Source organism: Pseudomonas sp. FBCC-B1565, from assembly GCF_059133265.1.
In genome coordinates this window covers 1009540-1032135 of sequence record NZ_CP101438.1, presented here as the reverse complement: position 1 = coordinate 1032135, position 22596 = coordinate 1009540, and the positions used below count along the sequence as shown (strand labels likewise).

Genomic DNA, 22596 nt, shown 5'->3' with positions numbered 1-22596 from the left:
GAATCAGAAAAATGGCATGACCTGTCAGTCAGTTTTTTCCGGTTCGTGGCCTAATTCCAGCATCAACCCACTCAAGCGCTTGACCTTGCGCCTGACCGCCTCTTCAAACACGCCGCCTCGGGGCTCGATCAGGCTGAACCAGCGCTTGGCCCGCGTGATGCCGGTATAGATCAATTCTTTGGTGAGCACCGGGTTCAACGCATCCGGCAGGATCAATGCGGTGTGGGTGAACTCGGAGCCCTGGGATTTGTGCACGGTCATGGCGTACACGGTTTCCACATCGTTCAGACGGCTAGGCAGCACAAATCGCACACCGCCCTGGCCGTCGTTGCGTGGGAAGGCAACGCGCAACACCTGGGGGCCGCCGTCGCTTTCGGGCAGTTTCAGCGCGATGCCGATATCGCCGTTCATCAGGCCCAGACCGTAGTCGTTGCGGGTCATGAGTACCGGGCGGCCTTCGTACCACTGCTCGTCGCCTTCGATCAAACGCACCTTGCGCAGGGCGGCAGTGATGCGCAGGTTCAGGCCTTCCACGCCCCAGGGGCCTTTGCGGACCGCGCAGAGCAGTTGGAATGCATCAAAGGCGTGCAGCAGTTGTTGCGCCCAGTGGGTCCAGGCGTCGCTTTCGCGCGGGGTATCAAGTGAAGGGCGGGCGCTTTGCAGCAGGTTCAGGTAATAGCGATAACCGTGGGCACCATCACCCTGCCCGTCCAGCACCAGGCGCTCCAGGGCGTGGTCGTGCTCGCCCTTGAGGCTGATGCAGAACAGATCACTGTGACTGCGCGCCGCCAGCAGCTTGCGCGCCTCTTCGGCATTTTGCTGGTTGACCCAACGCGCCAGTTGGCCGATGCCACTGCCCTCGCCGAAACGCCGTGAGAAACGCAGCATCACCACTTGCTGGGCCAACGGGTGGCTGGCGTCGAGGTCCTCCTGCAGGCCGCTGGCACTGAGGTCTTCGCCACTGACAGCTTGCAGCCATTGGCGGGTCTCGGCGCTGTAGAAGCCAGCTTCGGCATCGCGGCACAAGTCACCGAGGACGGCGCCCGCCTCTACTGACGCGAGTTGGTCCTTGTCGCCCAGCAGCACCAGGCGTGCATGAGGCGGCAAAGCATCGAGCAGGTTGGCCATCATTTCCAGGTCGATCATCGAGGCTTCGTCCACCACCAGCACATCCAAAGGCAGCGGGTTACCGATGTGGTGGCGGAAGTGCCGCGTGCCCGGGCGGCTGCCCAGCAGGCGGTGGACGGTGGTGACCTGGGTCGGGATTTTTTCCTTCACGTTGTCCGGCACTTTCAGCGACAGCACTTGCTGACTGATGGACTCGGTGAGGCGTGCGGCAGCCTTACCGGTGGGCGCGGCCAGGCGAATACGCAACGGGCTGCCAGCCTCAACGGCCGGCGCTTGCAGCAACGCGAGCAGGCGCACCACGGTGGTGGTCTTGCCGGTGCCGGGGCCACCGGTGACGATGCTGAATGCACCGCGAGTGGCCAGGGCGCAGGCGAGTTTTTGCCAGTCGATCACGCCGTCCGGCGGCGCCTGGTCGAACAAACTGTTCAGGCGCTGCGGCAAATCGGCGGCGACGTTTTCCTGTTTGGCGAGCCGCAGGCGTAAGGCCGAGTCGATGCGCCGCTCGTAGCTCCAGTAGCGGCGCAGGTACAGGCGTTTGCCGGAGAGGACCAGCGGGCGACTTTGGGCGGACTCGCTGCCATCGACGGCAAGCGCGACCAGGTGGCTGGCAGCCAGCGCGTGGCACCAGTGCGCGCCGTCGAGGCCGTCGAGCAACTGCGACGGCAGCAGCATGGCGCCGGTTTGCAAGTCGCCTTCAGGCGGCAACGACAGGGCGAAGTCCGGCGCCTTGAGGGTCTCGAACAGGTCGAGGCAGACGTGACCATGACCCAATTGATGGCTGGTCAGCGCGGCGGCCAGCAGCACCAGCGGGTCAGCCTGTGGGTCAAGTTCTTGCAGGAAGCCGACGAAGGCTTTGTCCAGGGCACGCAACCAGCCGCGATCCACCCAACGCTCCAGCAATTGCACCAGGTCGGCGGCGTGGCTGAGGGGCGTCAGCGCCTCCAGCGGTAACGGCGACAGGCTCATAACAGCACTCCTTGTTCCCAGGCGGGCTCAACCTTGGGCGGGATAGGCTTGCCCTGGAACAGCAGGTCCAGGCTTTCGATCAGTTCCCGCGGCGGTCGAGTGAAATACGCACCTTGGCTCGCCGACTGCGTGCCACGCAGGAAAATGTACAGCGCACCACCGACATGGCGGTCGTAGTCGTAGTCCGGCAGGCGCGCCTTGAGTTGGCGGTGCAGGGCCAGCAGGTAAAGGACGTATTGCAGGTCGTACCGATGCTCAAGGATCGACTGTTCCATGGCGTCCGGTGTGTAGGCGGAATCGTCGGAGCCGAGCCAATTGGATTTGTAATCGGCCACGTAATAGCGGCCGCCGTGTTCGAAGGTCAAATCGATAAAGCCCTTGAACATACCGTTGAGCAACACCGGTTCGGCGGCAACGCGGGAGACGCCGTTGTGGGTGTATTGGCATACAAGTTTGTCGAGGGCGAGTACGTCGACTTTGTGGCTGGCGAACCAGAACTCCATCTCGATCTGGTACTGCTGCAACCCGCTGAGGGAAACGTGACCGTTTTCCACCGGCAATGGCGTTTGCAGCAGGTGGCCGAGCCAACTGCTCAGGGTGATGATCCAGCCTTCCCAGTTGCGCCGATTGCAGCGGGCGCCCACGGCCTTTTCGATGGCCTCGGGTGTGACGTTGAAGCCCTCCTCCCCGGCCCACTCCAGCAGACCGTGGAGGAAGGTCCCGGGGTTGGGACCGCGTGGAAAACGGTGAATGTCGCCGCCAGATGCCGCCACTTCGCGGGGTGCGTCGGGGTCGAGGCGTTCGTCATCGAACAACTTCTGGGCCTGCGGGTTCTCCGGCGCTTCGAGCGTGGCAGCGCTCATGCTGTCGCCGATGCGCAAGGCGCTGTAGGAGGCAATCCACCAGTTTTCCGCCGCCTTGCGCTTGGGCAGCAGGGGCGCACGCAGCGTGGCTTGGTTGCGCGGTGGGTGGAAGACGATGTCTTGCGCTTCGGGTACTTGGGCGTAGTTGATTGCCGTGCAATCCTCTTGAAGGTCCAAGAGCCAGCGCGCCAAACCGGCGGACTCTCCCAGCGATGCTCCTGCGCCAAGCAAATAGCCCAGTGCCGACAGGTGCAGCACGGAGCTATTGCTGTTGCCGCGCTTGAGGTCGGCGATGCCCAGCCAGCACGCATGTTTGGCTCGGGTCAGGGCCACGTAGAACAGGCGCAGGTCTTCGGCGAGGCGCTCGTTATCGGCCTGGGCGATCAACTCAGGCGTTGGGCGCAGGCTCACCTGGGATTTGCCGTGTTCATCGTGGTAGTGCAGCGGCAAGCGGCTACCGTCCACCGGTTTGGCCGAGCAGATGAACGGCAGGAAAACCAGGTCGTATTCCAGGCCTTTGGATTTGTGGATGGTCACGACCTTGACCAGTTGCTCATCACTTTCCAGGCGCAGAATCTGTTCTTCACCCGCCTGGCCCGAGAGCGCCAGGTGTTCGGCCAGATGGCGGATCAGCGCCTGTTCGCCGTCCAGTTCCGATGCAGCCTGTTGCAGCAGTTCGCTGAGGTGCAGCAGGTTGGTCAGCACACGCTCACCGTCACTGCGCGCGATCAGGGTTTGCGGCAGTTTGAAGTCGTGCAGCAGGCGCCGCAGCATCGGCAGCACGCCTTGGGTGCGCCAGATTACGCGGTAGCCACGGAACTGCATGACGCGGCTTTCCCACGCGAGTTCGTCCTGGTTCAGACGCTCCAGTTCCGGCAAAGACAGGTTCAGGGTGACGCAGGCCAACGCGGCACGCAGCGGGCGCTCCACGTCCGGTTCGGCGCAGGCCTTGAGCCAGGCCAGCAGGTCGTGGGCTTCCTGGGCGGCGAAGACCGAATCTTTGTCGGACAGGTAAACACTGCGCACACCTCGGGCGGCCAGTTCGGCGCGCACCGCCTGGGCTTCCTTGCCGTCGCGCACCAGGATGGCAATGTTTGACGGCAGCACGCCTTTGAAGCTCGCGTCCGGTTGCAGGAAACCGGCAGTGCCTTGTTGCCCACCGTTGAGCAATTCAACAATGTGCGTGGCACAGGCTGCCGCCAATTGCTGACGATACAGCACGTTGGAAATCGGCTGATCGGTGGGCAAGTGCCAGAGGTTCAACGCCGGCAACGTGTGCCCATCGACCTGCAAGTGCTCCTTGCGGCCTTGGGACAGCACCGAATGGAACGGCACGGGGTTTTCGCCATCCGGCTCGCGGAACAGGAACGCACCCCGGCCCGTTTCCGCACGCTGGAACACATGGTTCACCGCCTCGACCATCGCATGGCTGGAGCGGAAGTTGGTACCCAGGGTGTGATGGCGGCCGGTGGTGGACTGGCGGGCGCGCAGGTAGGTGTAGATGTCGGCGCCACGGAAAGCGTAGATCGCCTGCTTGGGGTCGCCGATCAGGAACAGGCCGCTGTCGAGGTGGTTTTCTTCGATGCGGTAGATGCTGTCGAAGATGCTGTATTGCACCGGGTCGGTGTCCTGGAATTCGTCGATCAGGGCCACCGGGAATTGCTCGCGGATCACACTCGCCAGACGTTCGCCGCCGTCGGCTTGCAGGGCGGCGTTGAGGCGGATGAGCATGTCGTCGAAGCCCATTTCGGCGCGTCGACGCTTTTCCTCTTCGAAGCGTTTGCCAACCCAACCCGCCGCGTGCTGCAGCACGGCGGCGTCGGGCGTCGGCAAGGCATCCAGGGCAGCCTTGAGGCCGGCCATGGCATCGATACCGGGATGCCGCGGCGGCTCGCCCTTCCAGGCTTCGGCCATGCCGTCGGGTGTCAGGCGAGTGAAGCCGGTACCGATATCGAGTTGTTCGAGGGTGTCGTCAGCAGCCCAGGCGCTGATCTTCTCGAACCAGGGTTCGAAGTAGCGGGCTTGCATCTTGCGACCATCGACGGCTTTGGCCGCCACGGCTTGCAGGCAGATATCACGTAGCTCGGCGGCCCATTGCTGCCACGGCGCCTTCAGTTGTACCAGCGCTTCACGGCGTTCTTGCAGGCAGGCGTTGATCAGCTCGGCGGGCTCGCGGGTCTCATCGGCGGGCCGTTCGCTGCCGAACAGCGCACGTACCCGAGGCATCAACGCGGCGGGCCCGCCCCAGTTGTTGCGCACCCAGTTGAGCGCATCGTCGTGCATCGGGTAGCAGAACAGCCGCCAGTAGTCGCGCAGCACTTCACCAAGCAGGTCGCTGTGGTCGGTTTCCAGGGTCTGGGTGAACAGGCTGCCACTGTCGAAGGCGTGCTCGCGCAGCATGCGCTGGCACCAACTGTGGATGGTCGAAACGGCGGCTTCGTCCATCCATTGCGCAGCGATGTCCAGGCGGTTGCCGCAGGCGGGCCATTGTTCGAGCGGGTATTCATCGCGTAGATCGGCGATCAGAGCGTCGGGCTGTTCAATTTCTTCGCGGAAGAAGCGTGCTGCTTCAGCCAGGCGGATGCGGATGCGTTCGCGCAGCTCTTTGGTGGCAGCATCGGTGAAGGTCACTACCAGGATTTGCGGCGGCAGCAGTTCGCGGTCAAAGCCTGATTCATCGCCACCGTGGCCGAGGACCAGGCGCAGGTAGAGGGCGGAGATGGTAAAGGTCTTGCCGGTGCCGGCGCTGGCTTCAATCAGCTGGCTGCCGTTGAGCGGGAAGGCCAGGGCCAAGGGTTTGCTGTTCATGCGCTGGCCTCATCGCCGGTGAGTGATCGCCAGGGGGCGTTGAGCAGGGGGCGATACAGGGTTTCGCACCATCCTTCGAATTCTTCGCTGGCGATGAGTGTGGCGTAGTCGGGGAATTGCCGGGTGAGCGCTGGGGTTTCGCGGCGCTCGCCTTCGTTATTGAGCCCGTCACCTTCATAGGCTTTACTCGCAGCCGCTTCGGCCTTGGCTGGATCGGTTTGGCCGAGCCACGCAAACGCGGTTTTGACGGCAAGGGGTAGCGGTTTGCTCATCCCTGTATGCCAGGCCAGCAGTAGGTTGCCGAGGATTTCCTGGGCATGGGCTCGATCCAGCGGTGGCAGCAGCAAGGTGTCGTCGCTGGCCACCAAGGCGGTGCTTAGCGGCAGGCCGCAGGCGCAGGCCACTACGTGATTGACCCAGGGCCGAATCAGGCGATGCCACTTGCGGGTCTTGATCGAACCGATGCTGTTGGGGATGGTGGTGACGCTCAGCAACCCGCCATCACTGCGTCGATGCAGCCCGCTGATCCAGCCTTCCAACTGAATGCCGCGATGCTCAAAACTGATCGGCTCGGCGCCGGGGTGCGGGGTGGGCCAGAGGGCCAATAATTGTTGGTAGCGTTGCAGCAGGCCAGGCAAGGGTTCGATCAGTTCGTTGCGCAGGCACTCGCCGAAACCCACCATCGGCAACAGGCCACTGCCTTGTAGGCGCAAAGCCTGGGCGTTCAGGGCCTGGTCGAAGTGATCGGGCTCGGTGAGTGCTGCGCTAAGCAGACTGTCGCTCAGGCTGTAGCGTTGCAGTGCGTCGAGCACGAAGGGTTCTTCGTCAGCCAGCGGTACTTCGGCGGCCTCGAAGAACACTTTCAGCCGTTGGCTGAAGAAGTGTTTGACCGGGTTACGCAGGAAGTCCTGAAGCTGGCCGAGGTTCAGGGGCTCGTCCTGTTGATGAGGTGCCAGGACGGGTTCTGTTGCGGTGGCATCGGCTGCCTCGTGGAGCAACTGCCATTCGCGGGCATAGCTGAACAGCACATCGCCCTCATGGAAGTAGCGAGCGCTGAATGGTTGCAGTGGGTGCTCTTGAGTCATGGCATCGATCAGCGGCTCGTCACTGTCAGCGGAGTGCCAGCCACTGGCCAGATGGTCACGCAGTTGGCCGATCAACACCGAGGCCGGGCGATCACTGTTGTCGCGAATGCTGCGGCCAACCCAGCTGATATAGAGCTGGTCACGGGCTGAAAGCAGCGCTTCGAGCAGCAGGTAGCGGTCGTCTTCGCGGCGTGAACGATCACCGGGGCGGTAGTCACTGCCCATCAGGTCGAAGTCCAGCGGTGGTTGCGCGCGCGGGTAATCGCCGTCGTTCATACCGAGCAGGCACACCAGCTTGAAGGGAATTGCACGCATGGGCATCAGTGTGCAGAAATTGACAGCCCCGGCGAGGAAGCGTTGGGACAGGCGCCCTTGATCCAAACCCGCCAACCAGGCTTCACGGACTACGGTGAGGGGTAAGTCATCGTACAGGCCAACGGACTCGCAGGTTTCCAGCCACGTTTCTCTGAGTTGTTCGAGTTGGCCCAACAGGTAGTCGTCGTGTTCGCTACTCGGCAGGAAAAACAGTTGCATCAAGCGTTGCAGGCGTTCACCCCACTCCTTGGCGGGAGCGGGTTGCGACAGGGCTTGGTGCGCATCGTTGAGTGCGTCGAGCAAGGCGACCAACGGGCCGATCAGGACAGCGTCGAGTCCACCGATTTCGTCGTAAGGCTCGATACCGGCGCACGCTGCGCCGGTGCCTACGGCGTAACCGAGTAACATGCGGCGCAAGCCGAAACGCCAACTGTTTTGCTCCAGCTCCGTTGGCAGGCCGAGGCCGGCACGTTGCTCGGCGTTGAGCCCCCAGCGGATGCCGGCGCCTTCGATCCAGCGGTGCAACGTGGGCAGGTCGCGCTCCTTGATGGCAAAGCGTTCGCGCAGTGCTGGAACGTCGAGCAAGTCTAGAATTTCGCTGACGGGGAAGCGGCTGTCGGGGAGTTTCAGCAGGTGTTCGACGGCAATCAGCAGAGGGTCGCGGCCGCGTTGGCCTTGGTCGGTCAGGGTGAACGGGATGAAGCGTGGGTCGTTGCGCTCAAGCTGGCCGAACACGGCGCGGATATGCGGCGCGTAGCTGTCGACGTCGGGGACCATGACGATGATGTCCCGGGGGCGCAGCGTGGGGTCGGCGCTGAAGCGTTGGAGCAGTTGGTCGTGGAGGATTTCTACTTCGCGTTGGACGCTGTGGGCGATGTGGAAGCGGATTGAGGTATCGCGCTCCAGATCCACGGCGGGCCATAGCTCGCGGGTTTCATTGAGTGGGCGCAGTTCGAGGATATCGTCCTGGAGTTGATTGAGCAGTGTTGTCGGCTCGCTGTCGCTGAACAGGTCGATGCGACCGTCGCGGAAAGCGGCGCGGTAGCTGTTGGGGTCGTCATAGCTGTCCAGCAAGCTGATGTAGTCACGACCTTGTTTGCCCCACGCGGCCAATAACGGATGGGCATGCTGGTGCAGGGTTTGTGGGTCGATGGTGACCGGCATGCCCGCTTTACGCGCCTGACGCTTGTATTCGTTACGCAGCAGGTCTTTGTCGGCGACGATGTCAGACCAATGGTGTCGGCAAGGGTTGTGCACACAGAGCAGGACTTGGCTGAAGCGCGCGAGGCCGGCGAGGGCTTCCAGCGCCTGGGCCGGCAACGAGGAGATGCCGAAAACGATGACGCGGGATGGCAGGCCCTCGGGCGCTTTTTCCAGGGTATTGATGCGCTCGATAAAGCGTTGGTGAACGCCTGCGCGACTTTCGGCCATGCCTTCTTCACCAACATCCAATAGCAGCGCGCGCCATAGTTCGGCTTGCCAGCAGTTGGCTGGGTTAAGGGGTTTGGATTCACCTCGACCGTTACGCAACTGGTGGCGGCCGGCGGCCCAGTCTTCCAGCCAGTCGGCGCGGTAGACCTGGTATTGGTCGAACAGGTCAGCCAGGCGCTCGGCGAGTTGGTAGCGTTTACGCAGGTCGGTGTCGTGGGTGAGGAAGCGCTGCAACGGTTCGAAGTGCGGCTGATCGATAAGCTCCGGGAGCAGGCGCATCAGGCGCCAAGTCAGTGGGGCTTTATCGAGCAGGGATTTGGGCGGGATTTCATCTTTGCCCAAGACCATGCGGTAGAGCTGCCACATAAAGCTGCCGGGCAGTTGAACATCGATTGCTGCGGCGATGCCGCAACCGCCCATGTCGTCGTCTTCCGGATCTTCAGCCAGGGCCAGCTTGAGCCACTGGGCGATGCCATTGCTTTGTACCAGGGCGATTTCGTTTTCCAAGGGTGCCAAGGGGTAGCGGCGCATCCAACTGACCACTAGGCTGCGAAGCTCGTCCAGGCGGTTGCCGTGAACCACCATGAATCCAGCACTAAGGGACGTCGCATCCGGCATAACGGCTTCCTTGGGAAAGGCAAAATCGAGGGTGCGACTTTAGCACTGTGGACAGTTGTTGGCCGAATTGGGATGTTAGCTGTCTTTTCGACCGCCCAAAACAAAACCCCTGACTGCGTTAGCAGTCAGGGGTTCTGGAATTTAATCTTGACGATGACCTACTCTCACATGGGGAAACCCCACACTACCATCGGCGATGCATCGTTTCACTACTGAGTTCGGGATGGGATCAGGTGGTTCCAATGCTCTATGGTCGTCAAGAAATTCGGGTACTGAGTCGTGGCCTGGGCCTCGCTTCAGCAAATTGGGTATGTGACAGCTTTCGGCGTTTTGTGAACGTCGAACTTTCGGTTCATTTCGTCTTCACACACCGCAATCTGATGCTCGTTAGAGTAGTCAAATTGCTTGGGTGTTATATGGTCAAGCCTCACGGGCAATTAGTATTGGTTAGCTCAACGCCTCACAGCGCTTACACACCCAACCTATCAACGTCGTAGTCTTCGACGGCCCTTCAGGGAACTCAAGGTTCCAGTGAGATCTCATCTTGAGGCTAGTTTCCCGCTTAGATGCTTTCAGCGGTTATCTATTCCGAACATAGCTACCCGGCAATGCCACTGGCGTGACAACCGGAACACCAGAGGTTCGTCCACTCCGGTCCTCTCGTACTAGGAGCAGCCCCTCTCAAATCTCAAACGTCCACGGCAGATAGGGACCGAACTGTCTCACGACGTTCTAAACCCAGCTCGCGTACCACTTTAAATGGCGAACAGCCATACCCTTGGGACCGGCTTCAGCCCCAGGATGTGATGAGCCGACATCGAGGTGCCAAACACCGCCGTCGATATGAACTCTTGGGCGGTATCAGCCTGTTATCCCCGGAGTACCTTTTATCCGTTGAGCGATGGCCCTTCCATACAGAACCACCGGATCACTAAGACCTACTTTCGTACCTGCTCGACGTGTCTGTCTCGCAGTCAAGCGCGCTTTTGCCTTTATACTCTACGACCGATTTCCGACCGGTCTGAGCGCACCTTCGTACTCCTCCGTTACTCTTTAGGAGGAGACCGCCCCAGTCAAACTACCCACCATACACTGTCCTCGATCCGGATAACGGACCTGAGTTAGAACCTCAAAGTTGCCAGGGTGGTATTTCAAGGATGGCTCCACGCGAACTGGCGTCCACGCTTCAAAGCCTCCCACCTATCCTACACAAGCAAATTCAAAGTCCAGTGCAAAGCTATAGTAAAGGTTCACGGGGTCTTTCCGTCTAGCCGCGGATACACTGCATCTTCACAGCGATTTCAATTTCACTGAGTCTCGGGTGGAGACAGCGCCGCCATCGTTACGCCATTCGTGCAGGTCGGAACTTACCCGACAAGGAATTTCGCTACCTTAGGACCGTTATAGTTACGGCCGCCGTTTACCGGGGCTTCGATCAAGAGCTTCGCGTTAGCTAACCCCATCAATTAACCTTCCGGCACCGGGCAGGCGTCACACCCTATACGTCCACTTTCGTGTTTGCAGAGTGCTGTGTTTTTAATAAACAGTCGCAGCGGCCTGGTATCTTCGACCGGCATGAGCTTACGGAGCAAGTCCTTCACCCTCACCGGCGCACCTTCTCCCGAAGTTACGGTGCCATTTTGCCTAGTTCCTTCACCCGAGTTCTCTCAAGCGCCTTGGTATTCTCTACCCAACCACCTGTGTCGGTTTGGGGTACGGTTCCTGGTTACCTGAAGCTTAGAAGCTTTTCTTGGAAGCATGGCATCAACCACTTCGTTACCTAAAAGGTAACTCGTCATCAGCTCTCGGCCTTAAGATCCCGGATTTACCTAAGATCTCAGCCTACCACCTTAAACTTGGACAACCAACGCCAAGCTGGCCTAGCCTTCTCCGTCCCTCCATCGCAATAACCAGAAGTACAGGAATATTAACCTGTTTTCCATCGACTACGCTTTTCAGCCTCGCCTTAGGGACCGACTAACCCTGCGTCGATTAACGTTGCGCAGGAAACCTTGGTCTTTCGGCGTGGGTGTTTTTCACACCCATTGTCGTTACTCATGTCAGCATTCGCACTTCTGATACCTCCAGCAAGCTTCTCAACTCACCTTCACAGGCTTACAGAACGCTCCTCTACCGCATCACTTACGTGATACCCGTAGCTTCGGTGTATGGTTTGAGCCCCGTTACATCTTCCGCGCAGGCCGACTCGACTAGTGAGCTATTACGCTTTCTTTAAAGGGTGGCTGCTTCTAAGCCAACCTCCTAGCTGTCTAAGCCTTCCCACATCGTTTCCCACTTAACCATAACTTTGGGACCTTAGCTGACGGTCTGGGTTGTTTCCCTTTTCACGACGGACGTTAGCACCCGCCGTGTGTCTCCCATGCTCGGCACTTGTAGGTATTCGGAGTTTGCATCGGTTTGGTAAGTCGTGATGACCCCCTAGCCGAAACAGTGCTCTACCCCCTACAGTGATACATGAGGCGCTACCTAAATAGCTTTCGAGGAGAACCAGCTATCTCCGAGCTTGATTAGCCTTTCACTCCGATCCACAGGTCATCCGCTAACTTTTCAACGGTAGTCGGTTCGGTCCTCCAGTTAGTGTTACCCAACCTTCAACCTGCCCATGGATAGATCGCCCGGTTTCGGGTCTATTCCCAGCGACTAGACGCCCTATTAAGACTCGCTTTCGCTACGCCTCCCCTATTCGGTTAAGCTCGCCACTGAAAATAAGTCGCTGACCCATTATACAAAAGGTACGCAGTCACAGAACAAAGTCTGCTCCCACTGCTTGTACGCATACGGTTTCAGGATCTATTTCACTCCCCTCTCCGGGGTTCTTTTCGCCTTTCCCTCACGGTACTAGTTCACTATCGGTCAGTCAGTAGTATTTAGCCTTGGAGGATGGTCCCCCCATATTCAGACAAAGTTTCTCGTGCTCCGTCCTACTCGATTTCATGACTAAGAGATTTTCGCGTACAGGGCTATCACCCACTATGGCCGCACTTTCCAGAGCGTTCCGCTAATCTCAAAGCCACTTAAGGGCTAGTCCCCGTTCGCTCGCCACTACTAAGGGAATCTCGGTTGATTTCTTTTCCTCAGGGTACTTAGATGTTTCAGTTCCCCTGGTTCGCCTCTTGCACCTATGTATTCAGTACAAGATAACCATCTTATGATGGCTGGGTTCCCCCATTCAGACATCTCCGGATCAAAGTCTGTTTGCCGACTCCCCGAAGCTTTTCGCAGGCTACCACGTCTTTCATCGCCTCTGACTGCCAAGGCATCCACCGTATGCGCTTCTTCACTTGACCATATAACCCCAAGCAATCTGGTTATACTGTGAAGACGACATTCGCCGAAAATTCGAATTTCTCAACTAAGAGAACTCACAAATTTTACCTTAGCCTGATCCGTTACCAGTGAAAGTAACGTTCAGTCTATCTTTCTATCACATACCCAAATTTTTAAAGAACGATCTAATCAAAGACTAGAAATCAACATTCACCATCACCTTGATGGAATGCTCATTTCTAAGCTTTCAAAACTTTCAGAAGCAGTAGTGGTGGAGCCAAACGGGATCGAACCGTTGACCTCCTGCGTGCAAGGCAGGCGCTCTCCCAGCTGAGCTATGGCCCCGTATTTCTACAGGCGTTTCCCACACAAAATTGGTGGGTCTGGGCAGATTCGAACTGCCGACCTCACCCTTATCAGGGGTGCGCTCTAACCAACTGAGCTACAGACCCAATTTCGGGCTGCTTCTTATCGTCTTCTTCAATGAATCAAGCAATTCGTGTGGGAACTTATGGAGCAGCTGATGTCGTCGATTAAGGAGGTGATCCAGCCGCAGGTTCCCCTACGGCTACCTTGTTACGACTTCACCCCAGTCATGAATCACACCGTGGTAACCGTCCTCCCGAAGGTTAGACTAGCTACTTCTGGTGCAACCCACTCCCATGGTGTGACGGGCGGTGTGTACAAGGCCCGGGAACGTATTCACCGCGACATTCTGATTCGCGATTACTAGCGATTCCGACTTCACGCAGTCGAGTTGCAGACTGCGATCCGGACTACGATCGGTTTTATGGGATTAGCTCCACCTCGCGGCTTGGCAACCCTCTGTACCGACCATTGTAGCACGTGTGTAGCCCAGGCCGTAAGGGCCATGATGACTTGACGTCATCCCCACCTTCCTCCGGTTTGTCACCGGCAGTCTCCTTAGAGTGCCCACCATTACGTGCTGGTAACTAAGGACAAGGGTTGCGCTCGTTACGGGACTTAACCCAACATCTCACGACACGAGCTGACGACAGCCATGCAGCACCTGTCTCAATGTTCCCGAAGGCACCAATCTATCTCTAGAAAGTTCATTGGATGTCAAGGCCTGGTAAGGTTCTTCGCGTTGCTTCGAATTAAACCACATGCTCCACCGCTTGTGCGGGCCCCCGTCAATTCATTTGAGTTTTAACCTTGCGGCCGTACTCCCCAGGCGGTCAACTTAATGCGTTAGCTGCGCCACTAAAAGCTCAAGGCTTCCAACGGCTAGTTGACATCGTTTACGGCGTGGACTACCAGGGTATCTAATCCTGTTTGCTCCCCACGCTTTCGCACCTCAGTGTCAGTATTAGTCCAGGTGGTCGCCTTCGCCACTGGTGTTCCTTCCTATATCTACGCATTTCACCGCTACACAGGAAATTCCACCACCCTCTACCATACTCTAGTCAGTCAGTTTTGAATGCAGTTCCCAGGTTGAGCCCGGGGATTTCACATCCAACTTAACAAACCACCTACGCGCGCTTTACGCCCAGTAATTCCGATTAACGCTTGCACCCTCTGTATTACCGCGGCTGCTGGCACAGAGTTAGCCGGTGCTTATTCTGTCGGTAACGTCAAAACAATCACGTATTAGGTAACTGCCCTTCCTCCCAACTTAAAGTGCTTTACAATCCGAAGACCTTCTTCACACACGCGGCATGGCTGGATCAGGCTTTCGCCCATTGTCCAATATTCCCCACTGCTGCCTCCCGTAGGAGTCTGGACCGTGTCTCAGTTCCAGTGTGACTGATCATCCTCTCAGACCAGTTACGGATCGTCGCCTTGGTGAGCCATTACCTCACCAACTAGCTAATCCGACCTAGGCTCATCTGATAGCGCAAGGCCCGAAGGTCCCCTGCTTTCTCCCGTAGGACGTATGCGGTATTAGCGTTCGTTTCCGAACGTTATCCCCCACTACCAGGCAGATTCCTAGGCATTACTCACCCGTCCGCCGCTCTCAAGAGAAGCAAGCTTCTCTCTACCGCTCGACTTGCATGTGTTAGGCCTGCCGCCAGCGTTCAATCTGAGCCATGATCAAACTCTTCAGTTCAAACATCTTTGGGTTTTTAAGAAACCCTAAACTTGGCTCAGCAATCGTTGGTTACATCTTTGATTTCTCGCGGAGTAACTTGTGATGCTGATAATCTTGTTGACTATCAGTCTGACTCCACAAGCACCCACACGAATTGCTTGATTCAGTTGTTAAAGAGCGGTTGGTTAAGATCTTTCGTCTCAACCGAGGCGCGCATTCTACAGCAGCCTCATTTGCTGTCAAGTGATTATTTTCAGAAGTTTTCGAAGATTTCTTCAACAACTTCAACCACTTGCGCTTCCGATCTCTCGTTAGCGGGAGGCGAATTCTACAGCGTTACACGCTGCTGTCAACACCTCTTTTTCTCCGCTTTCGACCGAGAGGATCGAAACGCTAATAGAGCCAGACAACACTGCTCTACCAACTCCTTCTGGGCTTCGATGAACTGAAGCAACTCGCTGTCGAACTCTGCGTAACTCTTTGTTTACCAAGGAGTTTTCCGTTTCGACTGCGCCGGAAGTGGGGCGAATTATAGACTTCCAGAATCTGCCGTCAACCCTTAATTACGCTTTTGTTGCAGAAAGTGGTTTTTTCGCAATAAGGCGCGGGATTCTCCGCATTACGGGCGGTATCCGTAGCACCAACAGCAACGCACCTATAGAAGTATAGATAGCCCATTCCTTGAGGTCCGCTCGCACGATCCACAACATATGCAGCAAACCCAGCCCAAGAATTACATACACCAAGCGATGCAGCTTCTTCCAACGAGTCCCCAACCGACGTTGACTGTAACGATTCGACGTCACCGCCAAAACCAACAGGGAAACAAACCCCAGCGCCCCGACAATAATGTAGGGCCGCTTGCGCAGCTCCACCCCAAGTTGCGACCAATCCAGCCCAAGCACAAATACACAATAAGCAGCCAGATGCAGCACAACGTACGCAAAGCACCACAACCCCAGTTGCCGACGCACGGCTATCCACCCCGGCCAACCGCTGAGCTTCTGCAGCGGCGTCATGGCCAGGGTAATCAGTAACAGAATCAACGTGCCAAGCCCTAGTCGATCGACCAGTACCTTGCCTGGATCCGGCCCCAGGACAGAACGCCACGCTTCAAAGAGCCAAAACAGTGGCCAAATCGCCGCTGCTATAAAGACGCCAACGCGCCAGATCGGATAACGCATCAGTAGTTCTTCCGCAGATCGAGACCGGTATAAAGAGAGGCCACCTCATCCGAGTACCCATTGAACATCTGCGTCTCACGTACATTAGGACTGAACAGCCCACTCGGCAGACGACGCTCCCGCGCCTGAGTCCAACGTGGGTGATCGACTGTAGGGTTCACATTCGCGTAGAACCCATACTCGTCAGCAGCGATGCTCTGCCACGTGGTTTTCGGCTGCTCACTCACGAGACTGATCCGCACAATGGACTTCACACTCTTGAAGCCGTACTTCCAAGGCACCACCAGGCGCAGCGGCGCACCATTCTGATTGGGCAACTCACGCCCATACATACCCACCGCCAGGATCGCCAGAGGATTCATCGCCTCATCCAGACGCAAGCCCTCCACATAAGGCCAATCGATCAAGCCAAAACTCGAACGCTGCCCCGGCATGCTTTTGGGATCCTGGAGGGTTTCAAAACGGATATACTTGGCCTTCGAGGTCGGCTCAACTTGCTTGAGCAGCGCGGAGATGGGAAAACCGATCCATGGAATAACCATCGACCATGCCTCAACACAGCGCAGACGGTAGATCCGCTCTTCCAACTGATAGGGCTTCATGAAGTCTTCCAAGGCATAACGGCCTGGCTTAGCAACCTCGCCATCAATAACAACGCTCCACGGCTCGGTCTTGAGTGAACCGGCATTCGTGGCCGGGTCACCCTTACCTGTACCGAACTCATAGAAGTTGTTGTAGTGCGTAGCGTCTTTGAAAGGCGTGATCGCCTCGTCCTTCACCGTGACTGCCTGCCACTTGGTGCCCGGCAGCTTCTCGGCAAACCAACTCGGCGCCCTGCCCGCTTCAACATCGGCATAGCGCGACACCTCGTCGGCACCGGCCAAACGCGGCAAGCTGCTGGCTGCAATGCCGGCAAGCGCACCGCCGAGCAAGCTGCGGCGAGAGAGATAGAAGGATTCAGGCGTGACATCCGACTCATGGCAATCGGACGCTTTGGGTAATTTGATTAACATGGCAACTCCGCAGCATTGGAGGACTGATGCACCAATAGACTGCGGAGTATGGGGGAAATTACATTAAGGCAATGTTTTGTCCCGGCGCAGATGCAGCAAGTACTGAACCGGCCCCGAAGCGGCGTACACCAGGAACGCCAGCAACAGGATGCGCGGCGGATCACTGAACACCACGGCAAACACCAGCACAACTGCCAGAATCGCTACGAAAGGTACACGCCCCTTCAAGTCGAGTTCCTTGAAGCTGTTGTACTTGATGTTGCTGACCATCAGCATGCCGGCAGCGGCCACCATCAAGGCCACCAGAAACGACATCTTCGACCCCTGGATGCCGTAATCACTGAAGGCCCAGACAATACCCGCCACCACACCCGCAGCAGCAGGGCTGGCCAGACCGATGAAGTAACGCTTGTCGGCAGTCCCCACCTGGGTATTGAAGCGCGCCAGGCGCAAGGCAGCACCGGCAACATAGATGAAGGCAACCATCCAGCCAACCTTACCCATATCACCCAGCGCCCAGGCAAACGCCAGCAATGCGGGGGCGACGCCAAACGCAACCATGTCCGACAACGAGTCGTACTCGGCACCGAATGCGCTCTGGGTATTGGTCATGCGCGCCACACGGCCATCAAGGCCGTCTAGCACCATGGCCACGAAGATTGCGATGGCAGCAAAACCGAAATACTTGCTGGCGCTCGCCGCATCACCCGCTGCCAGGGCACTCTGTGCGCTCATGGAGTTGATGATGGAGTAGAACCCGGCAAACAGGTTCGCCGTGGTAAACAGGTTGGGCAGCAGATAGATGCCACGATGCCGGACCTTGCGACCTTCCGCGTCATGCCCTTCCTCAACATGTTCATCGATCGGCAGCAGGCTTTCGGCGTCAGGAGCCTGGCTTGGCTCTTCGGGACGTTCGCTCATGGACTTTACCTTGCAACGGTGTGAAAAAAGTTCGACAGAAACTTGCGGCGAGTGTTCGCCCGCAAACGATGCAGCTTTATACCAGAACCCGCCGCCCAAACGAAAAAACGCGGCCTAGGCCGCGTTTTCCCTTGATACGTACGACTTAGTTCTTGGCTTTGTCGACGATCTTGTTGGCACCGATCCACGGCATCATGGAGCGCAGCTGCTCGCCGATGACTTCGATACCGTGAGCGGCGTTGTTACGACGCTTGGCAGTCATCGAAGGGTAGCCGGTAGCGCCTTCGCTGATGAACATTTTGGCGTATTCGCCGTCCTGAATACGTTTCAGGGCGTTGCGCATGGCCTGACGGGACTCGGCGTTGATCACTTCCGGGCCAGTCACGTACTCGCCGTATTCGGCGTTGTTGGAGATCGAGTAGTTCATGTTGGCGATACCGCCTTCGTACATGAGGTCAACGATCAGTTTCAGTTCGTGCAGGCACTCGAAGTAGGCCATTTCTGGCGCGTAGCCCGCTTCAACCAGGGTTTCGAAACCGGCTTTTACCAGTTCGACGGTGCCGCCGCACAGTACGGCTTGTTCGCCGAACAGGTCGGTTTCAGTCTCGTCCTTGAAGGTGGTTTCGATGATGCCGGTACGACCGCCACCGACGCCGGCAGCGTAGGACAGTGCTACGTTCTTGGCGTTGCCCGATGCGTCCTGGTAGATCGCGATCAGGTCAGGAATACCGCCGCCTTTGACGAACTCGGAACGTACAGTGTGACCCGGCGCTTTTGGCGCGATCATGATCACGTCCAGGTCAGCGCGCGGCACGACCTGGTTGTAGTGGATCGCGAAGCCGTGGGAGAAGGCCAGGGTAGCGCCCTTCTTGATGTTCGGCTCGATTTCGTTCTTGTACAGCGCGGACTGGAACTCGTCCGGGGTCAGGATCATGACCAGGTCGGCAGCAGCAACAGCGGAAGCAACGTCAGTCACCTTCAGGCCGTGGGCTTCAGCCTTGGCAACAGTGGCCGAGCCTTTGCGCAGGCCAACGGTCACGTCAACGCCGGAATCTTTCAGGTTGCACGCTTGCGCGTGACCTTGGGAACCGTAGCCGATGATGGCGACTTTCTTGCCCTGGATGATCGACAGGTCACAATCTTTATCGTAATAAACTTTCATGAGGTTCCTCTATATATCCAGGCCGTAAGGCCATTCGCTAATTTGGGTTAGATGCTGAGTACTTTGTCGCCACGGGCAATGCCGGTGACACCACTGCGTACCGTTTCCAGAATCGAGGCCGTCCCGATCGACTGGATAAAGCTGTCCAGCTTGTCGCTCGTACCGGTCAGTTGAACGGTATAAACGCTGGCGCTCACATCGACGATCTGCCCGCGATAAATGTCGGTCGTGCGCTTGATCTCGGCACGTTGGGCACCCGTAGCCTTGACTTTGACCAGCATCAGCTCGCGCTCGATGTGGGCACTCTCCGACAGGTCGACCAGCTTGACCACTTCGATCAGCTTGTTGAGGTTCTTGGTGATCTGCTCGATCACCTCATCATGGCCTACGGTGGTCAACGTCAGACGCGACAGGGTCGGGTCTTCGGTCGGGGCCACAGTCAGGCTTTCGATGTTGTAGTTGCGTTGCGAAAACAGGCCGACAACACGAGACAGAGCGCCGGGTTCGTTCTCCAGAAGCAGGGAGATAATGTGCCGCATGATTAAGTACGCTCCGTCTTGTTCAGCCACATGTCGCGCATAGAGCCGTCTTTGATCTGCATCGGGTAGACGTGCTCGCTGGTATCCACCTGAATATCGATGAACACCAGGCGGTCCTTCATGGCGAACGCCTCTTCCATCTTCGGCTTCAGATCTTTCAGATCGGTGATGCGAATGCCGACGTGGCCATAGGCTTCAACCAATTTTACGAAATCCGGCAGCGACTCCATGTAGGAGTGGGAGTGACGGCTGTTGTAGCTCATGTCCTGCCATTGACGAACCATGCCCAGCACGCCGTTGTTCAGGCAGACAATCTTCACCGGAAGGCCGTACTGCAGGCACGTCGACAGTTCCTGGATGTTCATCTGGATGCTGCCCTCACCGGTGACGCACGCAACGTCAGTGTCCGGGAAGCTCAGTTTCACACCCATGGCCGCAGGAAAACCAAAGCCCATCGTGCCCAGCCCACCGGAGTTGATCCAGCGGTTAGGTTTGTCGAACTTGTAGTACTGCGCCGCAAACATCTGGTGCTGGCCCACGTCGGAGGTCACAAAGGCGTCGCCCTTGGTCACTTCGCACAGGGTCTCGATCACGGTTTGTGGCTTGATGATGCTGCCGTCACCCTTGTCGTAAGGGAACAGGCCGCGATCACCGCGCCATTCGTCGATCTGCTTCCACCAGCTTGCAACGGATTCCTTGTTCGGCGTCTCACCGATGTCCTTGAGCGCGGCAACCATTTCGGTCAACACGCTTTCAACAGGACCTACGATCGGCACATCGGCCTTGATGGTCTTGGAGATGGACGCCGGGTCGATGTCGATATGGATGATCTTGGCATTCGGGCAGAACTTGCTCGCGCCATTGATCACACGGTCATCGAACCGCGCGCCCACGGCCAGGATCACGTCGGCATGGTGCATGGTCAGGTTGGCGGTGTAGCTGCCGTGCATGCCGAGCATACCGACGAACTGACGGTCCGTACCCGGGAAAGCGCCGAGGCCCATCAGGGTGTTGGTGACCGGCAGGTTGAGCAGCTTGGCCAGTTCGGTCAGCGGTGCAGAACCGCCGCCCAGGATCACACCACCGCCCGAGTACAGCACTGGGCGCTTGGCCGCCAACAGCATTTCTGCCGCCTTGCGGATTTGCCCCGAATGCCCGCGGACCGCCGGGCTGTAGGAGCGCAGCTTGGCTTTCTTCGGGAAGATGTATTCGAATTTTTCGGCCGGATTGGTCATGTCTTTGGGGATATCGACCACCACAGGACCCGGGCGACCGGACTGTGCGAGGTAGAAGGCCTTTTTCATGACTTCCGGGATTTCCGAAGGATGCTTGATCATGAAGCTGTGTTTCACGATCGGCCGGGAGATACCGATCATGTCGGTTTCCTGGAATGCATCGGTCCCCACCATGGTGCTGGGCACCTGGCCGGAAATGACCACCATCGGGATAGAGTCCATATACGCAGTCGCGATGCCAGTGATGGCATTGGTTGCGCCTGGGCCGGACGTTACCAGTACCACGCCGGCTTTACCGGTGGCACGGGCATAACCGTCAGCCATATGGGTCGCGGCCTGTTCGTGGCGAACCAGGATGTGGGTAACAGCCGGTTCCTTGAACAGTGCGTCGTAAACATGCAGCAGAGCACCACCTGGGTACCCGTAGATATAGTCGACGCCTTCGTCACGCAAAAAGCGGACGAGCATCTCACCGCCAGATAAAAGCTCCACGTTGTTCACCTCTAAAACGCCAGAATACCGTCCGTTGAAAACCGACGGGTCTTAATAGGTTTACTTCTCAACAGAGCATGAGCGACGGTGGTCGCCGACTACGTCAGCACTGACTGAGCAAGTATTGGGATCGTCCCAAGTGTTGCGGGCTTTTCCCACCCAGCGCGAGGTAACGCGTTGCGGGTGTAACAGGTCGGCGCGGATGTGCGCCTCATGATCTGCTGAGCGGGCCTGCTTCTGGCAGTCCCGATACAGCGGACTTTGGATTCTTCTGTTTCAGGCCCTTCAAGTCAAGCAATAATTGCGCTTTTTTCCAACTAAGCGCATGAGAACGTAGAAGAAAGGGCTTTGAGGAGGGATAAAACTCGCCTGAATGTCGTCAAGCGGTAGAAATGTGCGCAAGACTGCCGGAAAAACCGACAGTCAGGCAATTAACGAGCGTCGACGATCAGTTGGTCGAACTTTTTCAGCGCATTACGTAAGCCAAGGCTTTCCAGCGGGCGATCGGCGTAGACCATCTCGGCCATTTCCAGAATGCCCGACGCATTGGGCAGCGGCAGGTCCTGCTCGAGGATCTGCTTCATGCGCACCAGGAATATCCATTGCAGCCACTGGTGAAAGTCCAGCGTGTCCACCGAAAAGGGTTCGACGCTGCTGAGCGCCTCGACGCTGGGGGACACCTCGTCCCACCAGCCCTGCACACGCAACTCTCGTTCGATCAGCAGCAACTGTTCGGCAATGGCGGGAAACCGTGCATCCATCAGAGGCTGACCTTGGCTTTCTGGCGCGCCTGGGCGGCACCGGCGGCGTCGCCTTGCGCGGCACGCGCGTCACCAATCAAGGCCCACAGGCTGGCTTGCAGGTCTGGACGACCGTTGGCCAGGGTCAGGCCACGACGGGCGAATTGCTCGGCCTGCGGCGCGTCGCCCTGGGCCATGCGCACCTGGGCCAGGCGATATAGCACTTGCGGTTCACGCGGCGCAACGCGCTGGGCACGTTCGAGACTCGAAGACGCACCGTTCAGATCACCACCCGCCTGCTGTTGCTGGGCAGTGGTCAACAGGGCCAGCACCGGCCCGTCCAATTGCTCGTCAGCCGACAGGCCGCCGCCGCTGGAGGACGAGGGAATGCCACTCGGCGTCGATGGCATGTTGTAGGTGCCCTGGGTGGCCGGGGCCGTCTGAATCGGCGTGGTATCGATCGGACCGGAGTTGCTCGGGCCAGGGGTCCACGGCTCGGCGCTGATTGGTGCCGATGTGGCCGCACCACCGCCAGGCACCATCACCACCACGCCCGAATCCTGCGGCACAGCTTGCGGCTTGGCCTGGGCGGGACGGTTGGTCACGGTCTGGCGGAACCCGCCATTGGCCGAGATCCGGTCGTTATTGGACACGGTCGTGCTCGAGTCCACCACGGGAATGGAGCCGCGCTGCACGCTGGCGCAACCATTGAGCAAAGCCAGAGCTGTAATAGCTGGAATCCACCACTTGTTCAC

At 58.1% G+C, this 22596-nt stretch carries 11 protein-coding genes, 2 tRNA genes and 3 rRNA genes; all 16 read right to left on the bottom strand.

Annotation, left to right across the window (positions count from 1 at the left end):
* Positions 1-24: 24 nt before the first annotated feature.
* The 16 genes from recD to NL123_RS04770 all read right to left on the bottom strand — a co-directional run bounded on the left by recD (position 25) and on the right by NL123_RS04770 (position 22596).
* Positions 25-2094 carry an exodeoxyribonuclease V subunit alpha gene (gene recD / locus NL123_RS04845; protein ID WP_494357323.1) on the bottom strand — a complete coding sequence of 690 codons (2070 nt, stop codon included), beginning with the start codon at positions 2092-2094 and terminating at the stop codon, positions 25-27.
* The gene (recB, locus tag NL123_RS04840) at positions 2091-5765 is read right to left on the bottom strand and encodes an exodeoxyribonuclease V subunit beta (RefSeq protein ID WP_494357322.1); all 3675 of its coding nucleotides are present in this window, start codon (positions 5763-5765) and stop codon (positions 2091-2093) included. The genes recD and recB overlap by 4 nt, the downstream gene beginning before the upstream one ends.
* The gene (recC, locus tag NL123_RS04835; RefSeq protein WP_494357321.1) at positions 5762-9214 is read right to left on the bottom strand and encodes an exodeoxyribonuclease V subunit gamma; all 3453 of its coding nucleotides are present in this window, start codon (positions 9212-9214) and stop codon (positions 5762-5764) included. Before recC ends, recB begins: the two co-directional genes overlap by 4 nt.
* Before the next feature lie 145 nt (positions 9215-9359).
* Positions 9360-9475: ribosomal RNA gene (gene rrf, locus NL123_RS04830) — 5S ribosomal RNA — on the bottom strand.
* A 155-nt stretch (positions 9476-9630) separates the two neighbouring features.
* Positions 9631-12522, bottom strand: a 23S ribosomal RNA gene (locus NL123_RS04825).
* Positions 12523-12771: 249 nt separating this feature from the next.
* A tRNA-Ala gene (locus tag NL123_RS04820) sits at positions 12772-12847 on the bottom strand.
* Positions 12848-12877: 30 nt separating this feature from the next.
* A tRNA-Ile gene (locus tag NL123_RS04815) sits at positions 12878-12954 on the bottom strand.
* A gap of 82 nt (positions 12955-13036) precedes the next feature.
* Positions 13037-14573 (bottom strand): 16S ribosomal RNA (locus NL123_RS04810).
* Together the 16S, 23S and 5S rRNA genes with 2 tRNA genes alongside form the textbook arrangement of a ribosomal RNA operon.
* 545 nt (positions 14574-15118) lie before the next feature.
* Complete coding sequence (msrQ, locus tag NL123_RS04805) at positions 15119-15739, bottom strand: protein-methionine-sulfoxide reductase heme-binding subunit MsrQ (protein WP_248484533.1); 621 nt, start codon at positions 15737-15739, stop codon at positions 15119-15121.
* Entirely contained in the window at positions 15739-16752 is a 1014-nt protein-coding gene (gene msrP / locus NL123_RS04800) for a protein-methionine-sulfoxide reductase catalytic subunit MsrP (protein WP_248484543.1), read from the bottom strand. The genes msrQ and msrP overlap by 1 nt, the downstream gene beginning before the upstream one ends.
* Before the next feature lie 63 nt (positions 16753-16815).
* Positions 16816-17673, bottom strand: coding sequence for a CDP-diacylglycerol--serine O-phosphatidyltransferase (gene pssA / locus NL123_RS04795; RefSeq protein WP_058427621.1), 858 nt, complete (start codon positions 17671-17673; stop codon positions 16816-16818).
* A gap of 145 nt (positions 17674-17818) precedes the next feature.
* Positions 17819-18835 (bottom strand): ketol-acid reductoisomerase, encoded by a 1017-nt coding sequence (gene ilvC, locus NL123_RS04790; RefSeq protein WP_003176099.1) that lies wholly within the window; start codon positions 18833-18835, stop codon positions 17819-17821.
* Positions 18836-18882: 47 nt separating this feature from the next.
* Positions 18883-19374: an acetolactate synthase small subunit gene (gene ilvN, locus NL123_RS04785; protein ID WP_003176102.1), complete on the bottom strand. Its 492-nt coding sequence runs from the start codon at positions 19372-19374 to the stop codon at positions 18883-18885.
* Between the two features lie 2 nt (positions 19375-19376).
* Positions 19377-21101 carry an acetolactate synthase 3 large subunit gene (locus NL123_RS04780; protein ID WP_248484545.1) on the bottom strand — a complete coding sequence of 575 codons (1725 nt, stop codon included), beginning with the start codon at positions 21099-21101 and terminating at the stop codon, positions 19377-19379.
* Positions 21102-21532: 431 nt separating this feature from the next.
* Positions 21533-21862: a YqcC family protein gene (locus NL123_RS04775; protein ID WP_071490023.1), complete on the bottom strand. Its 330-nt coding sequence runs from the start codon at positions 21860-21862 to the stop codon at positions 21533-21535.
* Positions 21862-22596, bottom strand: a complete 735-nt coding sequence (locus tag NL123_RS04770; RefSeq protein ID WP_248484547.1) for a tetratricopeptide repeat protein — start codon at positions 22594-22596, stop codon at positions 21862-21864. The genes NL123_RS04775 and NL123_RS04770 overlap by 1 nt, the downstream gene beginning before the upstream one ends.